This window comes from Caballeronia sp. 11_S32 (assembly GCF_056930355.1).
The window spans coordinates 855294-872720 of record NZ_JBXOWH010000001.1 but is presented as its reverse complement, the minus strand read 5'-3'; the positions used below and the strand labels follow the sequence as shown (position 1 = coordinate 872720).

Below are 17427 nucleotides of genomic sequence, written 5' to 3'. Positions count from 1 at the left end.
AAGCGTCTCCTTTCAGGTTCTTTGCGATGGAGGCCAGTATCGCCGCGCGCAAAAGATGGAAGAACAGGGGCCCGCTTGCTTCAAACTCAAAAATTTTTTATGTCTTGTGTTTGGATGGCGATGGACGAAAAAAAGGCCACTCGAAAGTGGCCTTGACGGTGTGCCTGGCAAAGCGCGTTCATCGGCGCGGTGTCACGCCTCGAATCTGCGTTGCGCGCAGGAAATCGAAATCGACGCCCTTGTCCGCTTGCGTCACCGTGTCATAGAACAGCTTGCGATAACCGCGGTCGGCACTCGGCACGCTGACCGGCGATGCTTTCGCGCGCGCGGCAAGCTCTTCATCGCTGATCAGCAAGCTGATCTCGCGTTTCGACACGCTGAGCCGAATGCGGTCGCCTGATCGAACGTGCGCGAGCGGACCGCCCACCGCCGCCTCCGGTGTCACATGCAGTACGATGGTGCCGAACGCCGTGCCGCTCATGCGTCCATCCGAGACGCGTACGATATCTTTCACCCCCTTCACCGCGAGCTTGCGCGGAATCGGGATATAGCCCGCCTCGGGCATGCCCGGCGCGCCCTTGGGCCCGATGTTCTTCAGCACGAGAATATCGTCGGGCGTGACGTCGAGGTCTTCGGAATCGATGCGCGCCGCCAGATCAGCGCCGTTCTCGAAGACGACCGCGCGGCCTTCATGCTCCATCAGCTTTGCGTTCGCCGCGGATTGCTTGATGATCGCGCCGCCCGGCGCGAGATTGCCTTCGAGCACGGCGATCCCGCCTTGCGGGTAGATCGGCTTGTCGAACGGGCGCACGACGTCCTGCACGAACGCGGGTCCGGCAGCTTCGATTTCTTCGCCGAGCGTGCGCCCGGTGACCGTGAGCGTGTTCAGGTTCAGGAGCGGTTTCAATTCGCGCAGCAACGTGGCCATGCCGCCGGCCTTGTGGAAGTCCTCCATGTAATGCGCGCCGGAAGGCTTCAGATCGAGGAGCACGGGCGTCTCGCGTCCCATGCGATCGAGCGCTTTCAGATCGACGTCATAACCCATGCGTCCGGCGATAGCAGTCAGATGCACGATGCCGTTCGTCGAGCCGCCGATGGCGAGCAGCACGCGCATCGCGTTTTCGAATGCTTCGGCGGTGAGGATCTTGTCGATGGTGAGGTTATCGCGCGCCATCTGCACGGCTTGCGTGCCGGTCATCTCGGCGATGCGCATGCGATCCGATGTCACCGCCGGCGGCGATGCGCCGCCCGGCACCGTCATGCCGAGCGCTTCGGCGATGCACGCCATCGTGCTCGCCGTGCCCATCACCGAGCATGTGCCGACGCTCGCGACGAGCTGATTGTTGACCGCGGCGATTTCCGCTTCGTCGATCTCCTCTGCGCGAAATCGGCCCCAATAGCGGCGGCAGTCGGTGCACGCGCCCACGCGCTCGCCACGATGCGAGCCCGTGAGCATCGAACCCGTGATGAGTTGAATCGCGGGAATGCCCGCCGATGCCGCGCCCATCAGTTGCGCGGGCACGGTCTTGTCGCATCCGCCGATCAGCACGACGGCGTCCATGGGCTGCGCGCGGATCATCTCTTCCGTATCGATCGACATCAGATTGCGCAGGTACATGCTCGTGGGCTGCGAGAACGATTCGGCGATCGAGATCGTTGGGAAGTCCATCGGCAGGCCGCCCGCGAGCATCACGCCGCGCTTCACGGCTTCGATGAGTTGCGGCGCGTTGCCGTGACACGGGTTATACGCGCTGCCCGTGTTGACGATGCCGATTACGGGGCGATCGAGCGCGCTGTCGGTATAACCCGCGCCCTTGATGAACGCCTTGCGCAGAAAGAGGGAGAAGCCGTTGTCTCCGTAGCTTGTCAGCGACTTGCGCAGGCCGCTCGGTTGGGTGGAACCGTCGCTGGGCTTTTTCTTGAATGTGTCGGTCATGGTTGCACTGTCGTCCGATGAGCGTTGAATGTCTCCGTGCCTTGATTATCGCGGCTTTGCGATAACTTTGAGCGCGCTCGCCGCTTGCTTCAAACGATAGAGATTTTTGCTTCCGGAAGGGAGTAACGCTAATGGGTCGTCGCTATATCAATTTCGTCCGACGGATTCCGCGGCGGCGAGGAAGGCCTGCACCAGACGAAGCCGCGCGGACGAACGTCCCCACAGCAAGCCGACCAGGCGCTTGGGCGCGGCATGTGGCAACGCCCATCTCTTCAGCGAGAGACCGCTCAATTCCTGCGACGCCCAGTCCGGTATGAGCGACACGCCGAGGCCGCGATCGACGAGCGTCGCGATGGCCGCGAGACCATCGAGCTCGCAACGCTGATGCGGCTTGATGCCGTGTTGCCGCAGATAGGCATCCGCAAGCTGCCCGCCGACGACATTGCGGTCATAACGCACGAACGGCTCGGTTTGCAGGGTGGCGTGCACATCCGTGACGTGCATCGAAGCGGGCGTCAGTAGAACGAGGGATTCCTTTCTGAACGTATGCCAGTCGCAACTCTTCGGCAGATTGAAGAGCGGCTGCGCGATCACGGCGGCATCGAGATCGCCGCTTATCACCTTGCGATAGAGATCGAGCGAGGTGCCCGGCTCCAGATAGAAATCCATTTGCGGATAACGATTCAGAAGGACCGCGAGCGCGTCCGGGATGAGGCTGGCCATCATGGTTGCCATGCCGCCGAGGCGCAACTGGCCGCCGAGTTGATCCGTATCGTCGATATCCGCGCGCAGATCGCGAATGTCGTGCAGCACGGCGCGCGCACGCGCCAGGATGCGCTCGCCGGCTTCGGTCGCACCGACCGTGCGGCCCGAGCGCCGCACGAGCGTCGCGCCCAGTTCGGCCTCCAGCATCTTCACCCTCTGCGCCACGGCGGCGGGCGTGAGATCCAGTCTGCGCGCGGCTTCGGCAATGGAGCCAAGCTCGACGACGAACACGAAGCTCTGCAGATAGCGCGAGTCCATCGATAAAAATTTTTGGGTTTGAAGAAGCCAAAGGATACTTCCTCTTGCGCACTCGCGCCATCAAACTGATTGCATTCGCAATGAATGAATATCAACGGAGACGACCTCATGCCCATCATCGAATCGATCGCGGTTTGCGCGGCGGCGGTGCCGCTCGATCGCGTCACATCGTTTTCCACGCGCACGGTTTCCACGCGTCACTATGGGCTCGTCAAGGTCCGCTCGACGGATGGCGTGGAAGGCATCGGCTTTTGCTATATCGGCAGCGCGGCGGGCGACCTGCTCACGGTCGCGGTCGAGCAATTGCTCGCGCCGGTCTTGATCGGCAAGGATTCGTATGCGGTGGAAGGGCTATGGCAGGCCATGTACAACGAAGCACTGCTTCAGGGACGCGCGGGCACCGTGATGCGCGCATTGAGCATTCTCGATGTCGCGCTATGGGATCTGAATGCGCGCACGCATAAGCTGCCGCTGCATAAGTATCTCGGCGCGAATGAACTCGAGTCTGTGCCTGCTTATGCGAGCGGCGGTTATTACCTCGATGGAAAGACGCCGGAGAAACTCGGCGAAGAAATGGCAAGCTATGTCGATAAGGGCTTTCGCGCGGTGAAGATGAAGGGCGGCAGGCTGTCGCCGCAGGAAGAGGAGCGTCGTGTGAAGGCCGCGCGTGAAGCGGTGGGGCCGAACGTCGAACTCATGATCGACATGAACAACGGCTGGACCGATGTCACGCAGGCGCTGCAGCACGTGAGGCGTTTCGAGCAATTCGACCCGTACTTCATCGAAGAGCCTTTCTCTCCCGACGATGTCGAGAATCACGCACGGCTCGCGAAAGCAACGCGCATTCCGATCGCGACCGGCGAGATCGGCTACGGCCGCTGGTATCACAAGGAACTGCTCGACAAGGGCGCGGCCGCGATTCTGCAAACCGATGCGGCCGTATGCGGCGGCATCACCGAATGGCGCAAGATCGCGGCGACCGCGGCGAGTCATGGCGTCGTGATGTGTCCGCACTGGTTCCACGATCTGCACGCGCCGCTCGTCGCCGCAACGCCCAATGCGCGCTACGTCGAGTTCTTCTGGGACGATCAGGTGCTCAACTTCCGCAGGCTGATCGACCGGCAGCTTTCGCATCGCGATGGCCGCGTGCAATTGCACGACGCGCCCGGTCTCGGCTTCTCGTTCGACGAAAAGGAAGTCGCCAAGTATGGTCAATGGAAACGCGTCGCCTGAGTTCGAGCCATGTCAGATACAGTGAACAAAGTAATCGCGGGACCGGTTATTCGCCTGCATCCCGAAGATAACGTCGTGATAGCGCGCACCGATGTCGCGATCGGCACCGCGGTTCCATCCGAAGACTTCGTATGCAGAAGCCAGGTCACGGCGGGCTACAAGATCGCCGCGCGTGCGATAAGGAAAGGCGATGCCGTGCGCAAGTACAACGTGACGATCGGCTTTGCGAACGCCGATATCGCGCCGGGCACGATGGTGCATAGCCATAACGTCGAGTTCCGCGAGTTCGATCGCGATCATGCGTTCTGCGTGGACTATCGCGCGGTGGACATGATCGCGGAGCGGGACCGCGCAACCTTCGAAGGGATCGTGCGCGAGAACGGCGAAGTCGCGACGCGCAATTACATCGGCATCTTGTCGACGGTGAATTGCTCGGCCACCGTCGCGCACAAGATCGCCGAATGGTTCACGCCTGAGCGGCTCGCCGAGTATCCGAACGTCGATGGCGTGGTCGCGTTCACGCATGGCATCGGCTGCGGCATGGAGATGAGCGGCGAACCGATGGCGCTTTTACGCCGCACGATGGCAGGCTATGCGCGGCATCCGAATCTCGCGGCGGCGCTTGTCATCGGACTGGGTTGCGAACGCAATCAACTGGCCGGGTTGATGGAGCAGGAAGGCTTGCGCGCGGGTTCGCGTCTGCATACCTTCATCATGCAGGAGAGCGGCGGCACGCGCAGGACGATCGAGGCGGGCATCGACGCCGTGCGCGCCTTGTTGCCCGACGCGAACCGCGTGCAGCGCACGACGGTCAGCGCGAGTCATCTGAAGATCGGTTTGCAATGCGGCGGCTCGGACGGCTTTTCCTCGATCACGGCGAACCCCGCGCTCGGCGCCGCCGTCGATCTGCTCGTGCGGCATGGAGGCACCGCGATCCTCTCCGAAACGCCTGAGATCTATGGCGTCGAACATACGCTGACACGACGCGCGGTGAGCCGCGAAGTCGGCGAGAAGCTGCTCGAGCGCATTCGCTGGTGGAAGGAAGAGTATTCGGTCGGACGCGACGTGCAGATCAACGGCAAGGTCAGTCCGGGCAACCAGGTGGGCGGGCTCGCGAACATCTTCGAGAAGTCGATCGGCTCGTCGATGAAGGGCGGCACGGGGCCGTTGATGCAAGTCTATCGCTATGCCGAGCCGGTGAAGCAGCGCGGGCTCGTCTTCATGGACACGCCCGGCTTCGATCCCGTCTCCGCGACCGGACAGATCGCGGGCGGCGCGAATCTCATTGCGTTCACGACGGGGCGCGGCTCGATGTTCGGCGCGAAGCCGGTGCCGTCGCTCAAGCTCGCGACCAACACGCCGATGTACGAGCGGCTCATCGAAGACATGGACCTGAATTGCGGCGGCATCCTCGATGGCGTCGCATCCGTCGAGAGCACCGGCCGCGCGATCTTCGATGCGATGCTCGCGTCAGCCTCAGGCCAGCGCACGAAGAGCGAATTGCTCGGTCTCGGCGATCACGAGTTCGTGCCCTGGCAAATCGGCATCATGAGCTGAGCGACGATGCATCAGCCGTCGATCGTCTCGTGCACGCCTTGCTCGCCGCGCTTCCAGTACGCGGACGCGCGAATGCGCTTCTTGTCGATGCCGCGCTCTTCGCATAGCAGCTTGCGCACCGCGCGCATCAGCGTGGCTTCGCCCGCGGCCCACACGTAGCCTTCGCCATCGGGCAAATAGGTTTCGCGCAACGCGAGCAACAGCGCGCCGCCCGGATGCTCGCTTTCGTTGCGATAGCGCCATTGCGCGTAGAGATCGGCGCGCGTATCGAATTCGATGCGCGCCGATTGATCCGCCACTTCGATCAGCGTCGCGACGCGCGTGCCTTCCGGTAGCTCTTCGAGACGCCGCGCGATAGCGGGCAGCGCGGTTTCATCGCCGATCATGAGATGCCAGTCGAACTGCGTGGGAATCACGAACGAGCCGCGCGGCCCGCCTATGCCGAGATGCTGGCCCGGCACGGCCTGCGCGGCCCATGCCGTCGCGGGGCCGGCTTCGTGCAGCGCGAATTCGATATCGAGCTCTCTCGCCGCAGGATCGAAACGGCGCGGCGTGAAATCGCGCGCGATGGGACGCGGCTTCGACGGATCGAACACGGGGCCGTCGGGGCCGGCTTGCGGAATCGCGGGCATCGACTCGCCCGGTTGCGGGAAAAACACCTTGATGTGATCGTCGAACGATGCGCTCACGAAATCTTCGAGCGCATCGCCGGTGAAGGTCACGCGCACGAGATGCGGGTTGAGCGCCTCGACGCGCGTGACTTGCAGCAGCCGGAACCTGAGCGCATGGCGCACGCGCGTGACTTCGAGATCGGGCCGGTCTTGCAGGATGGAATCTGTCATCGTGTATGGCTCCTTCTTACGCCTGTCCGGGCGCCGGATTCTGTTCGATTTCCGCCGTCGCGCGGGCCAGGATCGCGGCGATGCGGCGTTGCTCATCCTGCGATGCATCGGTGCGCAACAGCAGCGCCTTCTTCAGGGCGCGGCGCGCGGCGATCAGCTCGGGCACCCAGCCGGTGTCGCCTGATGTGTCATCGGCTTCCTCGCCCATGTAGGCACGGCGCACGAGATCCATCTTGCGGGCGAAGTGGGTGAGCTTTGCGAGCATGATGTCCACGCGCTCGCGATTCGACGCGAGATATTCGCGGCCGGCATCGGACAGCGCATAGCGCTTGCGATTGCCTTCCAGTTCCACGGTCGTATAGCCCAGCTCTTCGAGATAGGTGAGCGCCGGATAGACCATGCCCGGGCTCGGCGCGTAGAAGCCGTTCGAGCGGTCTTCGAGCGCCTTGATGAGTTCATAGCCGTGACGTGGTGCTTCGGCGAGCATCGCGAGCAGCAGCAGCTGCAGATCGTCCGACGAGAACTTGCGGCCGCGCGGCATGCCGTCTTCGCCGCCGAAGCCGCCCATGCCGCCCATTCCCCCGGGTCCACCGCCGAAGCGTCCGCCGCCGCCGTGGCGATGACGGCCGACCATGCCCCAACGTTCGAAGGCGAAGCGTTCGGCCCACTCGGGGGCGCCGAAGGGGGAATCGAAACCGAATGCGCGGAAACCGGCTTCACGCGCGCGTTGAAAGCAACGAGATTTCATAGGTGCACTCCAGATATGTCGTAAAACATATCTAAAGATATATATCGTAAGAGCGTCTGTCAAGCCGAGTTTTGTGCCCTAAGGAGGTACAAGATAGTCTGCGGCCATGGGGGGAAAGCGGTTTCGGGGACAAGAAAGGCGTGGTATCGGCAAAATTCATTGTGCGATGCACAATTTTGAATGCGCTCCAGCTATAAGAAACAACTCATCAATAGCCGCGCCGAAATGAGGCGCTTCGGACAGCGAGTTGATCCGAGAAATAGGCGCCTCGGCGGCAATAAAGAGGTCGTGCTGTACCCGGAAAAGCCATCATCCATTCACGATAGTGAATTCAAACCGTAATTTTTTATAATTTTCCCTTATACCTTTTCTCCCGCACGATGCTCCCATCTTCCCTATCGGTAATGCCTGGAAGAGTGCACGTGAGGGAGCAAGGCACGACAGTGGCGCATTGCCCGTTGAGAGAAATCGGTGCCTCGCTGGCTCAGCACTCGCGCGCGGCGACTGGGCTTTCCCCTGCACGACCATCTCGCGAGCGACGTAACGCACCGGTTTTTCAGCACCACATCAAGCGCCGAACGAGCGCAATGACACATAACGGAGACAGACATGGTGAGCGCAGATACGACGGTAGCCGGGCAGCCGCTCGGGCGGCGTCAAAACAGGTGGGTGCAGTTGGTGATCGGTATCATCTGCATGGGGCTGGTTGCCAATTTCCAGTACGCGTGGACGTTGTTCGTCATGCCGATGGATGCAAAGCACCATTGGGGGCAGGCGGCGATTCAAACCGCCTTCACGATCTTCATCGTCACGGAGACGTGGCTCGTGCCGGTCGAGGGCTGGCTCGTCGATAAATTCGGACCGCGCCCGGTGGTGATGGGTGGCGCGATCTGCGCTGCGATTGGCTGGATCATCGACGCCCATGCCACCACGCTCATGCATTTATACATCGCCGCGGTGGTCGCAGGTATCGGTGCGGGTTGCGTGTACGGCACGTGCGTCGGCACGGCGCTGAAGTGGTTTCCGGACAAGCGTGGTCTCGCGGCCGGTCTGACGGCGGCGGGCTTCGGCGCGGGCGCAGCCGTGACCGTGATTCCGATCTCCAACATGATCCAGAACTCCGGCTACGAAAGCGCGTTCATGTTCTTCGGCATTCTGCAAGGCGCCGTCATTTTCGTGCTGGCGCTGTTGCTCGTGCGGCCGAATCCGCCTGCGAACATTGTGCCGGCCAAGCGCATCGTGGCGACCAAAATCGACTATACGACCGGGCAGATGGTGCGAGCGCCCATCTTCTGGGTGCTATATCTGATGTTCGTCGCGGTGGCGGCGGGCGGTGTGATCGCCACTGCGCAGTTCGGGCCGATCGCCAAGGAATACGGCTTCGCAAGCTTGCCAGTCAGCCTTTTCGGCGCGACCTTGCCGCTGCTCGCGATGACGCTGTCCATCGATAACCTGTGCAACGGCTTCACGCGCCCGCTGTGCGGTTTCATCTCGGACAAGATCGGCCGCGAGAACACCATGTTCATCATCTTTCTGGGCGAGGGCGTCGCGCTACTCGGCTTGATGCAGTTCGGACAGAGTCCCTACCTGTTCATGCTGTTCGCTGCGCTGACGTTCCTGTGCTGGGGCGAGATTTTCTCGATCTTCCCGGCAACCTGCGCGGACACGTTCGGAAGCAAGTACGCCGCCGCCAACGCAGGTACGCTGTACACAGCCAAGGGGACGGCTTCGATGCTAGTGCCGATCGCTTCGGTGCTGGCGTCGCTCGGCTCGTGGAACACCGTGTTTATCACTACCGCGATCACGTCGATCGCGGCGGGCGTGTGCGCGAAGTTCGTACTCGCACCAATGCGCCGCCGCTGGATAGAGAACACGGTCACGCAGACTTCGTCGCAGCCATATATCGACTTGCCTTTTCAGTCCGACTGGACGGATGCGCCGAGCAAGTCGTCAACTCGATGAAGGCGCCCCGCACGCGTGTGCTTGGTCGTAGCCGTTGACGTTGCTTGTAACGTCGGCGCAGCATCGCGGCTTCATGCGAGCGGGCAATGAACCTGGTAATCGTTCGCCAACGCCGTTCAATCGCATCATGCGTCAGGCACTGACCGATGGCGGACGCTGCCCGCGCACATCGCGCGGGCAGCGCATCCTCTGGCAACAGTGCCGTTCGGCTGTCATGCCGCATAACCTCACCGTCAATCTCACTGTCATCGAGGCCTCGACGAGGCGTCGATGACAAGCGAGATCTGGCGTGCGCAATCGCCGACGCAGGCATGCGCTCCGCCAGTGTGACTTCTCTGTGCGCTCCCCTCTAACTCACACCGAAGCTTCGCACTTCGCGCGCGTTGGCGTGGCTGCACGTTCCTGCGTGTCAGGCGCGCTGTGGTCACGCCTGAGCAAAACGGCCGTCTGACGTCCCGTCCAGCATTGAAGCCGGACATCCGAAGCGCTTTTTGTTTCGAACAAATGTTAAATGTAGTATGTTGTATATCACGGTGCTGTATTCGAATCGTTTCCTAGGTGAACCTGGTATGCGGATCAGCCTGTACTGAACGAAAAAGAGGGCGCCTCAGCCGCATGTGCGTGAAAAGCCCTGACTAAAAGCTGTTCAAGTGCCGTCGCGGACAGTGATAGGAGCAGCAGGACATGCTCCGCCGCACGGGGAGATCCAACAAGCGGTCGATGCACACCCATCAATCAGGGCATGTGCGCAATTGGGAATCAAGCAATCCATGCGATCTGAAACGCAAGCCCCGGAAGGGGCCGAGACTTGCTTCGGCGGATTGACGCTGTCGCTGGAGCCTATCAGCGCAACCGTCTCACTTCGCGATCAGGCTTACGTGAAACTACGCCAAGTGATTGACGAAGCAGATATCTACCATTCGCGAAGTGAAATTCGCCTTGACGAAAGAGAGCTGACGGAAGCGCTCGGGGTGTCGCGTACACCGATCCGCGAAGCCATGGCGCTGCTCCAGCAGGAAGGTTTTCTGCGCACCGGATCCCGCCGCGGTGTGTACATCCTTCGCAAAACCAAGCGCGAGATCGTCGAGATGATTCACATGTGGGCCGCACTCGAGAGTGCCGCAGCGCAACTCGCGATCCAGCGTGCGACCGACGAGGAAATCGCTCAGCTTCGCCAGATGTTCGACGATTTCCGCGATTCGACGCCTGCCGAGAATATCGAGGAGTATTCGGAAGCGAACATCGCGTTCCATTCGGCCGTCGTGAGGCTTTCGAAGTCGGAAGTCATCTTCGACACGATCAAGAATATCTTCGCGCACGTGCGCGCCATTCGGAAGATGACGCTCCCACAGAGCGACCGCGCGTCGCGTTCGATCGTCGATCACATACGGATCATCGAGGCGCTCGAGTCCCGAGATACGGAACTGGCCGAGCGGCTCGTGAAGCATCACTCTCTCGACCTTGCCGCGTTCGTCGAAGCAAATTGCGATTTTCTTGATTGAGGTACGCGTTCGCCCGGGACAGGAAAGGCCGCGTGACAGGTGTCCGCGGCCTTGTCATGCGTCGCGCAGATCTTCGCTGGCAAAAGACATACCTAACCGTGCCCCCACGGCTCTGCGGCTCGTTGGCAGGTCCCCAAGTGTCTTGCGACCGAATCACTCCGCACGCCGCCTCCTGGACACCCCCTCTAATGGTTCATCCCTATCCCAAACAGACAATAAAGCTTTGACAAATACCGTATCTGGTATCTAGTATATCACCAACATAACCGGCCCTCTGGGGGAGACAAATGGCAGACGTACTCGAGGCAAGAACACAGGAAGCCGCTGAAGTGAAGGCGCCGCAATTGACCGACGGTTTCCATCTCGTCATCGATGCCCTGAAGCTGAACGACATCGACACGATCTTCGGCCTCGTCGGGATTCCTATCACCGACCTTGCGCGACTCGCTCAGGCGGAAGGCATGCGCTTCATTGGTTTTCGCCATGAGCAGCATGCGGGCAACGCGGCCGCGATCGCCGGCTACATGACGCAGAAGCCGGGCATCTGCCTGACCGTGTCGGCGCCGGGCTTCCTGAACGGCCTGACCGCGCTCGCCAACGCGACCACCAACTGCTTCCCGATGATCCTCATCAGCGGCTCGAGCGAGCGGGAGATCGTCGACCTGCAGCAGGGCGACTACGAAGAGATGGACCAGCTGAACGCGGCGAAGCCGTATGCAAAGGCTGCCTACCGCGTGCTGCATGCGGAGGACATCGGTATTGGCATCGCGCGTGCGATCCGTGCAGCCGTGTCGGGCCGTCCGGGCGGCGTGTATCTCGACCTGCCCGCCAAGCTGCTGTCACAGACGATGGACGCGCTCAAGGGCCAGCAATCGCTCATCAAGGTCGTCGATGCCGCGCCGCGTCAGTTGCCGTCGCCGGATTCGGTGAAGCGCGCCCTCGATGTGATCAAGAGCGCGAAGCGTCCGCTGATCCTGCTGGGCAAGGGCGCAGCCTACGCGCAGGCCGACGCGCAGATTCGCGAGCTGGTGGAGAAGAGCGGCATTCCGTATCTGCCGATGTCGATGGCCAAGGGCCTGCTGCCGGACACGCATGCGCAATCGGCGTCGGCAGCGCGTTCGTTCGTGCTGCAGGAAGCGGACTGTGTCGTGCTGATCGGCGCGCGTCTGAACTGGCTGCTCGCGCACGGCAAGGGCAAGACCTGGGGCTCGGCGCCCAAGCAGTTCGTGCAGATCGATATCTCGCCGACCGAAATCGACAGCAACGTCGCGATCGCCGCACCGGTGATCGGTGATATCGGCTCGTGCGTGTCGGCGCTCGTCGAGGGCATCGGCGCGGGCTTTCCGAAGCCGTCGAGCGAATGGACCGGCGCGATCAACGAGCGCAAGAACAAGAACCTCGAAAAGATGGCGGCGACACTCGCGAAGAATCCGTCGCCGATGAACTTCCACAGCGCGCTGCGCGCTATCCGCGACGTATTGAAGACGCGCCCGGACATCAACGTCGTGAACGAAGGCGCGAACACGCTCGACTATGCGCGCAGCATCATCGACATGTATGAGCCGCGCAAGCGTTTCGATTCGGGCACGTGGGGAATCATGGGCATCGGCATGGGCTTCTCGATCGGCGCGGCGGTGACGAGCGGCAAGCAGGTCGTCGCGATCGAAGGCGACAGCGCGTTCGGCTTCAGCGGCATGGAACTCGAAACCATCTGCCGATACGACTTGCCGGTCTGCACCATCGTGTTCAACAACAACGGCGTGTATCGCGGCACCGATGTGAATCCCACCGGCGGCAAGGATGTCGCGCCGACCGTGTTCGTGAAGAACGCACGCTACGACAAGATGATCGAGGCATTCGGCGGCATCGGCTTCAACGCGACGACGCCGGAAGAGCTCACGCATGCACTGGAAGAAGCGATCAAATCCGGCAAGCCGACGCTGATCAACGCAGTGATCGACGAAACGGCCGGCACGGAGAGCGGTCGCCTGACGAATCTGAACCCGCAAAGCGCAGCATCGAAAAAGTAACCAAGACGAGCTACCCAGGAGAACTCCCTTGAGCAACAAACCCCTCGAAGGCATCAAGATCATCGACTTCACGCACGTGCAGGCCGGTCCCGCATGTACCCAGATGCTGGCATGGTTCGGCGCGGACGTGATCAAGGTCGAGCGTCCCGGATCGGGCGACGTCACGCGTAACCAGTTGCGCGACATTCCCGACGCGGATGCGCTGTACTTCACGATGCTCAACAGCAACAAGCGCTCGTTGACGCTCGATACGAAGAAGCCCGAAGGCAAGGAAGTGCTCACCAAGCTGATCAAGGAATCGGACGTGCTGGTCGAGAATTTCGGGCCGGGCGCGCTGGACCGGATGGGTTTCTCCTGGGAGAACATCAAGGAGTTGAATCCGAAGATGATCGTGGCGTCCGTCAAGGGCTTCAGCGACGGCCACCACTACGACGACCTGAAAGTCTACGAAAACGTCGCGCAATGCGCGGGCGGCGCGGCGTCGACGACGGGCTTCTGGGACGGCCCGCCGACCATCAGCGCGGCGGCGCTCGGCGACAGCAACACCGGCATGCACCTCGCGATCGGCATTCTGACGGCGATCATCGGCCGTCAGCAAACGGGCAAGGGGCAGAAGGTCGCCGTGTCGATGCAGGACAGCGTGCTCAATCTGTGCCGCGTGAAGCTGCGCGATCAGCAACGTCTGGATCGCATCGGCTATCTCGAGGAATATCCGCAATATCCGCACGGCACGTTCAGCGACGTCGTTCCGCGTGGCGGCAATGCGGGCGGCGGCGGGCAGCCAGGCTGGGTGCTCAAGTGCAAGGGCTGGGAAACCGATCCGAACGCCTACATCTATTTCACGATTCAGGGCCACGCATGGGCGCCGATCTGCCGCGCAATCGGCAAGGAGCAATGGATCGACGACCCGGACTACAACACGGCCGAAGCACGTCAGCCGCACATCTTCGATATCTTCGGCAAGATCGAAGAATGGCTCGCCGACAAGACCAAGTACGAAGCAGTCGATATCCTGCGCAAGTTCGATATTCCGTGCGCGCCGGTACTGACGATGAAGGAACTCGCGAACGACGAATCGTTGCGCAAGAGCGGTTCCATCGTCGAAGTGGATCACAAGGTGCGCGGCAAGTACCTCACGGTCGGCAGCCCGATCAAGTTCTCGGACCTGAAGCCGGAAATCAAGAGCTCGCCGCTCCTCGGCGAGCACACCGAAGAAGTGCTGCGCGAGCTTGGCTATAGCACGGAGCAGGTTGCGCACATGCAGAACACGGGCGCCGTTTGACGTAGTCGTCCTGGCAGGTAAAGGTGAGCGCTGCCTTCTACTATCTTTCTTTTTCGCGGCAGTGGGCAAAAAAGCAAAGGTGAAAGAACGGCAGCGCCCCTTCAAATAGACTGGATCGATTCGAGCCCGAGCTTCAATCGATACCCCACGATCCGGATGGCACCATGACCCACACCATCGACTACGAACAACTCGTCAATGCGATCGGCGACGCCGTAATCATTTCGGATGCAAGCGGAGCGATCACACTATGGAATCCGGCGGCGGAACGCATGTTCGGCTTCACCCAAAGCGAAGCATTGGGTCAGTCGCTGGATCTGATCATTCCGGAACGCCTGCGCGGTCGTCATTGGGACGGCTATCACAAGACGATGGCGACTGGCGAGACGCGTTACGGACACGATCTGCTCAAGGTGCCCGCCGTCGATAAAGCCGGACGCGCCATGTCGATTGCGTTCACCGTCGCGCTGCTGCATTCGCCGCAAGGCGAATTGAACGGCATCGTCGCGATCATCCGCGATGAAACTGCACGGTTTCAGGAAGATCGTGCGCTGCGCAAGCGTATCGCCGAGCTGGAGGCAAACGCCAACGCATGAGCATGCACTGATTCCGAGAACCAAAAAGCAACCAGGAGAATACAGCTCACCTCCGCGCACCAAAAAATGCGCACGGACGTAGCTGAGTAAGGAAGCGGCCACTCATCCCACCGGCCGCTTCACTCGATGCCCGTATTCGCGGCTGACCGACCAGGAAACTGACCACTATTCGTACCTCGCGCCAGCTTTGCGCTGATGCGAGGCGCAAGCGGCTGCGTGCGTGCATATGACATCGCCGCATCAGCGCGAAAGGTTTTGCGACATCGGGAAAAAACGATTATGAGCTTGTGGATCCGCTATACGCGCGCGACGGCCAAGGGTGACGGCCGCACTGGTTTTGGCTTGCTCGAGGACGGGCGCGTGATCGAATACGAAGGAGACATGTTCGCTTCGCCGCGTCGGACAGGGCAGGTGTTCGACCTCGAAGAGATTTCGCTGACGAGTCCGTGCGTGCCAAGCCGGATCGTCGCGTTATGGAACAACTTTCATGCGCTTTCCGCGAAGCTGGGCAAGGCGCTGCCCACACACCCGCTGTTTCTGATCAAGCCTTCGACGTCCCTCGCAGGACCCGGCGACACGATTCAGCGCCCCGCGGGATACGGCGGCAAGATCGTCTATGAAGGCGAGCTCGGCATCGTGATAGGAAAGCGCTGCAGCAATGTGAGCATTGATGAAGCGGCCGATTACGTGTTCGGCTATACGTGCGTGAACGACGTCACAGCCGCCGAGCTGCTATTCGAAGATGCAAATTTTCCGCAATGGTGCCGCGCGAAAGGCTACGACACCTTCGGTTGCATCGGCCCTGCGATCGCAACCGGACTCGACTGGCAAAACGCCCATGTCGTGACTACGCTAGACGGCGTCGAACGACAGAACTACCCACTTGCCGATATGGCGTTTTCGCCACTGGAACAGGTGAGCCGCATTTCCCGCGATATGACCTTGCTGCCAGGCGACGTCATCGCATGCGGCACTTCGCTGGGCGTGGGTTCGATGCGCGATGGCGCGACGGTCGAGGTCTCGATCGAAGGCATCGGTACATTGACGAACCACGTGTCGGAAGTCCTCGCGACGGCTGAAGCACGATAAGGCTTGTCAGGCGCATGCAGGCGTGCGCCACTCAAGAATACAAACCGTCGATTGGGAACACAGTCATGCCAATGATGATTGCTGTGCCACGGGAGCGCTATCCCGGGGAGCGTCGCGTCGCGTTGACGCCAGAAGTAGTCGGACATCTGCTGAAGCTCGGTTTTGAGGTTACCGTCGAGTCCGGCGCGGGTGAACTTGCCGCATTCGCCGACGACGCATATCGCGCCGCGGGCGCGCATATTGCACAGGACGCGGCATCGCTTTATTCCGGCGCGGACATCGTCGTCAGGGTGCGCGCGCCTTCCATTGCACCTGTGGGCGATGAAGTCGAGTGGCTGCGCGAAGGATCGACGCTGATCAGCTTTGTCTGGCCGGCGCAGAACGCGGCGCTATTGACGCGCTTGAGCGCGCGCAACGTCACCGTGCTCGCGATGGACTGCGTGCCGCGTATCTCGCGCGCGCAAAAGCTCGATGCATTGAGTTCGATGGCCAATATGGCGGGCTATCGCGCGGTCATCGAAGCTGCGCACCAGTTCGGCCGTGGCTTCATGGGCCAGATCACGGCGGCAGGCAAGATCGCGCCGGCGAAAGTGATGGTGATTGGCGCCGGCGTGGCGGGACTGGCGACGATCGGCGCGGCGCGCAGTCTTGGCGCGATCGTCCGTGCTTTCGATACGCGGCCCGAAGTGCGGCAGCAGGTCGAGAGCATGGGCGCCGAGTTCCTCGAGCTCGACTACGTCGAGGACGGCAGCGGCGGCGGCGGCTACGCGAAAGAGATGAGCCCCGAATTCATCGCTGCCGAAATGGCGCTGTTCGCCGCGCAGGCGAAGGATGTCGACATCATCGTGACGACTGCGCTGATTCCGGGCAAGCCCGCGCCGAAACTGATTACCGCAGATATGGTGCGCAGCATGCGCCAGGGCAGCGTAATCGTCGACATGGCGGCAGAGCAGGGCGGCAACTGCGAACTGACGCGACCGGGCGAGGCGGCATCCGTGGAGGGCGTCACGATCGTTGGCTATACGGATCTCCCGTCGCGCATGGCAACGCAATCGAGCCAGCTGTACGGCACGAATCTGCGGCATCTTCTGACCGATCTGACGCCCCAGAAGAACGGCGAGATCATGCTCGATACCGATGACGAGGTGATCGGCGGTGTGACGGTTGTCCTACGCGGCGAGGTGAAGTGGCCGCCGCCCAAGAAGCCCGCGCCCGCGGTTGCCCCGCCCGCTGCCGCAAAGCCCGCAGCAACGATTGCCGTGACCATTGAACAGAAGCGCCGCGCGGGATGGATCGGCGTGGCCGGGCTCGTTATTTCAGCTGCATTGCTTGCGGCGCTGGGCGCCGTTGCTCCGCCTGCGTTCGTCGCGCATTTCACCGTGTTCGTGCTGGCGATCTTCGTAGGCTTCCAGGTCGTGTGGAACGTGACGCCCGCATTGCACACGCCGCTGATGAGCGTGACAAACGCGGTCAGTGGAATCATCGTGACGGGCGCGCTGCTGCAGGTCGGCACGCCGGATCATCTGGTCGCGATTCTCGCCGGCCTCGCGATATTGGTCGCGACGATCAATATCGCTGGTGGATTTCTCGTCACTCAACGCATGTTGAACATGTTCCAGCGCTAAAG

General features: G+C 61.5%; 13 protein-coding genes. 9 read left to right on the top strand and 4 right to left on the bottom strand.

The window, feature by feature from the left end; genetic code table 11:
* Window positions 1-178: 178 nt before the first annotated feature.
* Together AC1Z32_RS04040 and AC1Z32_RS04035 are read right to left on the bottom strand one after the other, a co-directional pair.
* Window positions 179-1936 (bottom strand): IlvD/Edd family dehydratase, encoded by a 1758-nt coding sequence (locus AC1Z32_RS04040; RefSeq protein WP_483477409.1) that lies wholly within the window; start codon window positions 1934-1936, stop codon window positions 179-181.
* 147 nt (window positions 1937-2083) lie between these two features.
* Window positions 2084-2959, bottom strand: coding sequence for a LysR substrate-binding domain-containing protein (locus AC1Z32_RS04035; protein ID WP_483477408.1), 876 nt, complete (start codon window positions 2957-2959; stop codon window positions 2084-2086).
* 108 nt (window positions 2960-3067) lie between these two features.
* Between AC1Z32_RS04035 and AC1Z32_RS04030 the strand changes: the two genes are divergently transcribed.
* Complete coding sequence (locus AC1Z32_RS04030) at window positions 3068-4192, top strand: mandelate racemase/muconate lactonizing enzyme family protein (RefSeq protein ID WP_483477407.1); 1125 nt, start codon at window positions 3068-3070, stop codon at window positions 4190-4192.
* 9 nt (window positions 4193-4201) lie between these two features.
* Window positions 4202-5749, top strand: a complete 1548-nt coding sequence (locus tag AC1Z32_RS04025) for a UxaA family hydrolase (protein ID WP_483477406.1) — start codon at window positions 4202-4204, stop codon at window positions 5747-5749.
* Between the two features lie 11 nt (window positions 5750-5760).
* Here the strand turns inward: AC1Z32_RS04025 and AC1Z32_RS04020 are convergent, their stop codons facing one another.
* Both AC1Z32_RS04020 and AC1Z32_RS04015 read right to left on the bottom strand, forming a co-directional pair.
* Window positions 5761-6591 carry a siderophore-interacting protein gene (locus tag AC1Z32_RS04020; protein ID WP_483477405.1) on the bottom strand — a complete coding sequence of 277 codons (831 nt, stop codon included), beginning with the start codon at window positions 6589-6591 and terminating at the stop codon, window positions 5761-5763.
* A 16-nt stretch (window positions 6592-6607) separates the two neighbouring features.
* On the bottom strand, window positions 6608-7339 hold the full coding sequence (locus AC1Z32_RS04015; RefSeq protein WP_483477404.1) for a PadR family transcriptional regulator: 732 nt from the start codon (window positions 7337-7339) through the stop codon (window positions 6608-6610).
* 609 nt (window positions 7340-7948) lie between these two features.
* Here AC1Z32_RS04015 and oxlT point away from each other — a divergent pair.
* The 7 genes from oxlT (at window position 7949) to AC1Z32_RS03980 (ending at window position 17425) form a co-directional block, all read left to right on the top strand.
* Window positions 7949-9301 carry an oxalate/formate MFS antiporter gene (oxlT, locus tag AC1Z32_RS04010; RefSeq protein ID WP_483477403.1) on the top strand — a complete coding sequence of 451 codons (1353 nt, stop codon included), beginning with the start codon at window positions 7949-7951 and terminating at the stop codon, window positions 9299-9301.
* Window positions 9302-10071: 770 nt separating this feature from the next.
* Entirely contained in the window at window positions 10072-10803 is a 732-nt protein-coding gene (locus AC1Z32_RS04005; protein WP_483477402.1) for a GntR family transcriptional regulator, read from the top strand.
* A gap of 287 nt (window positions 10804-11090) precedes the next feature.
* On the top strand, window positions 11091-12833 hold the full coding sequence (gene oxc, locus AC1Z32_RS04000; protein WP_483477401.1) for an oxalyl-CoA decarboxylase: 1743 nt from the start codon (window positions 11091-11093) through the stop codon (window positions 12831-12833).
* Window positions 12834-12861: 28 nt separating this feature from the next.
* Entirely contained in the window at window positions 12862-14115 is a 1254-nt protein-coding gene (gene frc, locus AC1Z32_RS03995) for a formyl-CoA transferase (protein WP_483477400.1), read from the top strand.
* A gap of 164 nt (window positions 14116-14279) precedes the next feature.
* Window positions 14280-14711: a PAS domain S-box protein gene (locus AC1Z32_RS03990; RefSeq protein ID WP_483477399.1), complete on the top strand. Its 432-nt coding sequence runs from the start codon at window positions 14280-14282 to the stop codon at window positions 14709-14711.
* A gap of 279 nt (window positions 14712-14990) precedes the next feature.
* Window positions 14991-15800 (top strand): fumarylacetoacetate hydrolase family protein, encoded by an 810-nt coding sequence (locus tag AC1Z32_RS03985; protein ID WP_483477398.1) that lies wholly within the window; start codon window positions 14991-14993, stop codon window positions 15798-15800.
* Between the two features lie 65 nt (window positions 15801-15865).
* Window positions 15866-17425 (top strand): Re/Si-specific NAD(P)(+) transhydrogenase subunit alpha, encoded by a 1560-nt coding sequence (locus AC1Z32_RS03980; protein WP_483477397.1) that lies wholly within the window; start codon window positions 15866-15868, stop codon window positions 17423-17425.
* Window positions 17426-17427: the final 2 nt, after the last annotated feature.